The organism is Roseitalea sp., from assembly GCF_984466335.1.
In genome coordinates, this window is the sequence record NZ_CFIFWG010000207.1 from 1 (window position 1) to 4,432 (window position 4,432).

The 4,432-nt window shown below is 66.4% G+C and carries 6 protein-coding genes and 1 pseudogene; 4 read left to right on the plus strand and 3 right to left on the minus strand.

Annotation, left to right across the window (positions count from 1 at the left end):
• The 4 genes and pseudogenes from AC5E6L_RS14335 to AC5E6L_RS14350 all read left to right on the plus strand — a co-directional run.
• Nucleotides 1-259, plus strand: a pseudogene (locus AC5E6L_RS14335) (methylenetetrahydrofolate--tRNA-(uracil(54)-C(5))-methyltransferase (FADH(2)-oxidizing) TrmFO); the annotation flags it as partial.
• An 82-nt stretch (nucleotides 260-341) separates the two neighbouring features.
• Nucleotides 342-896, plus strand: coding sequence for a peroxiredoxin-like family protein (locus tag AC5E6L_RS14340; RefSeq protein WP_491230936.1), 555 nt, complete (start codon nucleotides 342-344; stop codon nucleotides 894-896).
• A gap of 94 nt (nucleotides 897-990) precedes the next feature.
• Nucleotides 991-1,272: a type II toxin-antitoxin system ParD family antitoxin gene (locus AC5E6L_RS14345; protein WP_491774184.1), complete on the plus strand. Its 282-nt coding sequence runs from the start codon at nucleotides 991-993 to the stop codon at nucleotides 1,270-1,272.
• On the plus strand, nucleotides 1,259-1,576 hold the full coding sequence (locus AC5E6L_RS14350) for a type II toxin-antitoxin system RelE/ParE family toxin (RefSeq protein WP_491230938.1): 318 nt from the start codon (nucleotides 1,259-1,261) through the stop codon (nucleotides 1,574-1,576). Before AC5E6L_RS14345 ends, AC5E6L_RS14350 begins: the two co-directional genes overlap by 14 nt.
• 11 nt (nucleotides 1,577-1,587) lie before the next feature.
• On the opposite strand, the gene AC5E6L_RS14355 is transcribed toward AC5E6L_RS14350, so the two are convergent.
• From AC5E6L_RS14355 to AC5E6L_RS14365, 3 genes are all read right to left on the minus strand, one after another.
• Nucleotides 1,588-2,733, minus strand: coding sequence for a serine hydrolase domain-containing protein (locus AC5E6L_RS14355; RefSeq protein ID WP_491774187.1), 1,146 nt, complete (start codon nucleotides 2,731-2,733; stop codon nucleotides 1,588-1,590).
• Between the two features lie 90 nt (nucleotides 2,734-2,823).
• Nucleotides 2,824-3,819, minus strand: a complete 996-nt coding sequence (locus AC5E6L_RS14360; RefSeq protein ID WP_491774189.1) for a sterol desaturase family protein — start codon at nucleotides 3,817-3,819, stop codon at nucleotides 2,824-2,826.
• Nucleotides 3,819-4,253, minus strand: coding sequence for a hypothetical protein (locus AC5E6L_RS14365; protein ID WP_491774191.1), 435 nt, complete (start codon nucleotides 4,251-4,253; stop codon nucleotides 3,819-3,821). Before AC5E6L_RS14365 ends, AC5E6L_RS14360 begins: the two co-directional genes overlap by 1 nt.
• Nucleotides 4,254-4,432: the final 179 nt, after the last annotated feature.

The following is a 4,432-nucleotide window of genomic DNA, read 5'->3' on the forward strand; positions in this document are numbered from 1 at the left end:
CGGCGCGCTGCTGAACCACATTACCGGCGGCCATCTGACCGCCGACGACGAGCCCGGCAAGCGCTCCTTCCAGCCCATGAACGTCAATTTCGGCCTGTTCCCGCCGCTCGAAGCCGGCGCCGTCCGCAAGCCAGCCGATCATATCGGCCGGTTCCGCGGCAAGGACAAGGCGGTGGCGAAAAAGCGCGCCATCACGTCGCGCGCGATGGCCGATGCGAGCGCCTGGCTCGGGATCGCGACGCCGGTGGCGGCGCAATAGCCCCGCTCACCGATCCGTGACTTGAATATGCCGGCGTCGCGGTGCTTGGTACGCCGGTCATTGACCGACCATGGGGGACATCATGCTCATTCCACGCCAGAAAGTACCCGATCTCGTGGTGCCGACGCTCGACCACGGCACGTTCGATCTGTCGAAACAGGACAGCGAGCGCGGCACGGTGATCTGCTTCTACCGGGGGCTGCACTGCCCGATCTGCGCCAGCTATCTGGCCGAGTTCGACAAGCAGGCGCCGGCCTTCGCCGAGCGCGGCGTCGGCGTTCTGGCGCTCAGCACCGACGGCGAGGAGCGCACGCGCGCCATGGCCGACAGGATCGAGAACAAGAACCTGCGCTTCGGCCATGGCCTGCCGCTCGCCAAGGCGCGTGAGTGGGGGCTCTACATCTCGACGTCGCGCGGCAAGACGTCCATCGGCATCGAGGAGCCGGCGCTGTTCGCCGAGCCGGGCCTGTTCCTGGTGACGCCCGAACAAACGCTCTATTACGGCTCGGTGCAGACCATGCCCTTCGTGCGGCCCCATTTCCGCGAACTGGTCGGCGCGCTCGATTTCGCCATCGAGAAGAACTATCCGGCGCGGGGCGAATATACCGGCGAACTGCCCGCGAGCACGGCGGCCTGAGCCGGGCCCGGCGCCAGGGACCAGCGGGCTGGCGGGCTGGCGGCGATGATCCGTCATGTGGTAGGATGAAATCACACCGCATTTGGAGGCCGACATGGCCGAGCCCGCCGAGAAGCTCTCCGTCACCATCACGCCGGCCATGGCGGCGCGCATCCGCGCCCAGGTGGACGCCGGCCATTACGGGTCCGCCAGCGAGGTGATCCGCGACGCTCTGCGGCTGTGGGAGAAGCGCCAGCAGGAACTCGACCTGCTGCGCGCGCGCGTGAAGGCGTCGATCGACGATCCGCGCCCGCCCGTGCCGCTGAAGGAAGCTTTCGACGAAATCCGTGCACACGCCGAGGAGTACAAAGCCAAGAACGCCGATGAAGCGGCTTGATGTTCGGCTGGCCAAGAGCGCAATCGAAGACCTCAAATTGATCTACACGTTCGTCTTTGACCGCAGCCGGTCAGCACACGTCGCAGATGGTTTCGTCAAACGCATCGAAGCGCGATGCCAGAAGATCGGCGATGCGCCCCATGGCGGAAAGGCGCGCGACGATCTGGCGCCGGGCGTCAGGACCGTGCCGTTCGAGAAGAGCGCGCTGATCGCCTATCGCGCCGAAGCCGACCGGATCGTCATCACCAATGTGTTCTATCGCGGCCGCGACGTGGAGGCCGCCTTCGACGGCAACCCCGCATAGGTCGCGGACCCCTACCGTTCCGCATAGACCGCCCGTTCGAACGCCTCGTAGAGCGCCATGTAGCGCGGCTCCACGAACGGCAGGGATTGCGTCATGATCACGGCGGCCACATCGCGCGTCGGGTCGAACCAGCAGTGGGTGTTGCACACGCCGGCCCAGCCTTGGGAGCCGGCCGCACGCATGCCCGGCACGTCCGCCTCGTTGCGCAGGAAGCCGAAACCGTGGGTCTTGCGGATGCCCGGCATCGGATCGCAATCGGCGGTCAGCGCCGGCGCGGCGGTCACCATCTTCTCGAAGGCCAGACCGTTCATATTGTCGGCGAGCATGGCGGCAACGCCCGCTTCGCTGAGCACCCGGTTGCCGTCGAGCCGTCCCCCGTTCAGGAACATGCGCAAGAAGCGCATATAGTCGGGCGCGGTCGAATAGAGCGCATGGCCCATGCCATAGACTTCCGGCTGCGGCGGCGGAACCAGCTCGAACGGCTCGAAACGGCCATCCTCGCCGCGCATCGACACCTCGGCGAGCCGGCCGGCCAAACGGTCGGGCTCGAACGCCGTGTCGGTCATGCCAAGCGGATCGAACAGTTCCTCCTGGCAGAACCGGTCGATGCGGCGCCCGTCGACCGCCTCGACGACCTGGCCCAGCCAGTCGGTGCTCGGACCATACTCCCAGCGCGTGCCCGGATCGCAGACCATCGGATAGAACAGCGCCTGGCGCGTGCCGGACAGCACCGTCGGATGGCCGGTCAGTTCCATGTAGCGCGGCACATCGGTGTTCCAGAACTCGTAGGCCAGGCCCGATGTGTGGGTCGCCAGATGGCGCACCGTCGCCTTGGTCGTCGGCGCGCGCAGGACCGGCGTGTCGCCGTCGAACCCGTCGAGCACCCGGATCTGCCCGAAATCGGGGATGATGTCCTCGACCGGCGTGTCCGGATCGAGCTTGCCCCGGTCGATGAGGATCATCGCGGCGGTCGAGCCCACCGCCTTGGTCATCGAGAAGATGCGGAACACCGTATCCTCGGCGGCGGGCCGGCCCGCCTTCGCCTCGCCCGCGGCGCCCGAATAGGTGATACCGTCGCCATTGCCGGCCATCGCCACCACGAACGGCACATCCTCGCTCGCCACGCCCGCGCGCAGCACATCGTCCTTTGTCGTCATTCTTCCGCTCCCCTTGGCGCGATCGGTGCGCCTTGAGAGACTATGCCGAGGCGCGCCGGCTGGAAAGCGCACAACAGGATTATAACCGTTCTATTGGCCCGGCGCGCGGGCCGGCGGGGACGTGGCATCCGCATCCGCCAGAGACGGCAGGCCGGGCTTTCCCGCTTCCCCGGGATGGCGGCGCACGAAGTCGGCCTTGATCCGCCCGGTGTCCAGCCGGCTGCCGTCATGGCTCCAGCCCGGCGGCATCACCAGATAGCCGATGCGCTGGCGCAGCGTCAGTCCGGGCCGGGCCGCGTCGGCGAACATCGCCCACCATTCGTGGAACGCGACCTTGATCGGGTTGAACGTGCCGATGTTCCTGACCAGGCCGTAGCGCGGCATGTCCTCGTCCAGTTCCGCCACGAAGGTGCCGAACATGCGGTCCCAGACGATCAGCGTGCCGGCATAATTGGCGTCCAGATAGCGCGGATTGGTGGCATGGTGGACGCGATGGTGCGAGGGCGTGTTGAAGACCGCCTCGATCGGCTTCCACATCCTGCCGATGGCCTCGGTGTGGATCCAGAACTGGTAGACGAGGTTGAGCCCGCCGACAAAGGCGATCATAACCGGATGAAAGCCGACCAATACCAGCGGCACGCGCAGGATGAACATGCCGGTGAAGGTGCCCGTCCAGCTCTGCCGCAGCGCGGTCGACAGATTGTAGTGCTGCGAGGAATGGTGGTTGACATGCTCGGCCCAGACCCAGCGCGAGCGGTGCGCGATCCGGTGATACCAGTAATAGCGCAGATCATCGAGGATGAAGCACAAAAGCACCGCCCACCACGAAAAGCCGAAATCATGGACGCGGAACCGCCAAGCCCACATCAGAACGCCGAAGGCGATGAAGCCGAACAGCAGCCCGGCGAGGACATTGCCCGTGCCCATCAGAAGCGAGGTCAGCGTGTCGCGCGTCTCGAAGCCCGCCTTGCGCCGGTCGCGGAAGCGCTTGAGCAGGTAGAGCTCGGCGATGATGGCGATGATGAAGAAGGGAATCGCCACCTGCGTGACGTCCGGATAGTCGGGGATCAGCGCGTCGAACCCCATCAGGCGGCCTCCGGAACCGGCGGTGCGGCAAGGCCGAGCGCCGCCATCGCCTCGGCCCGCCTTTCGGGCGTTTCGAAGCGTATGACCAGGGGCGGCAGCGTCATCTCGTGCGGATCGAAGGCCAGCGACGCGTCATCGTGAACGCCGATCATGGCGGCGAACGCGTCGCGCCTATAGTGGCGTGTCAACGATTTGGAGCCGATCGCGTGCACGAGGCCCAAGCCGCCGTCGGCGAGCACCAGCAACGCTTCATAGCCATCGGCGGATTCAAGGCAGCGAACGATCTCGGCGTCCGGAAAGTCGATCCGGTAACGCTCGGCCACCTGGTCCGGCGTGCCCAGCACCGGCCGGCGCGACCCGCCCGCCCAATGGACGAGCAGCACGATCAGCGCGATGCCGAAACCGACAATGCCGACAAGAACCAAAAGGCCCATGGCGCGCCTCCTCTGCGCGGCGGGCAGATTAGACCTTTTGACGTGAACGTCAAAGGAAGAATGACGGGTCAGAACCCGAACGCCTCGCGCGTCATGCGCCATTGAACCGTGACCGGGGACACGCGCACGGGCTCGGTGCGCGCGCGGGTGTTGGCCGCCGTCCAGGCGAAGGCGTCGAG

Excerpts from the sequence above, each read along its gene's own strand:
- AC5E6L_RS14350 (WP_491230938.1), top strand. The coding sequence starts at position 1,259 with ATGAAGCGGCTTGATGTTCGGCTGGCCAAGAGCGCAATCGAAGACCTC.
- AC5E6L_RS14360 (WP_491774189.1), bottom strand. The coding sequence starts at position 3,819 with ATGGGGTTCGACGCGCTGATCCCCGACTATCCGGACGTCACGCAGGTG.
- AC5E6L_RS14365 (WP_491774191.1), bottom strand. The coding sequence starts at position 4,253 with ATGGGCCTTTTGGTTCTTGTCGGCATTGTCGGTTTCGGCATCGCGCTG.
- AC5E6L_RS14345 (WP_491774184.1), top strand. The coding sequence starts at position 991 with ATGGCCGAGCCCGCCGAGAAGCTCTCCGTCACCATCACGCCGGCCATG.
- AC5E6L_RS14355 (WP_491774187.1), bottom strand. The coding sequence starts at position 2,733 with ATGACGACAAAGGACGATGTGCTGCGCGCGGGCGTGGCGAGCGAGGAT.
- AC5E6L_RS14340 (WP_491230936.1), top strand. The coding sequence starts at position 342 with ATGCTCATTCCACGCCAGAAAGTACCCGATCTCGTGGTGCCGACGCTC.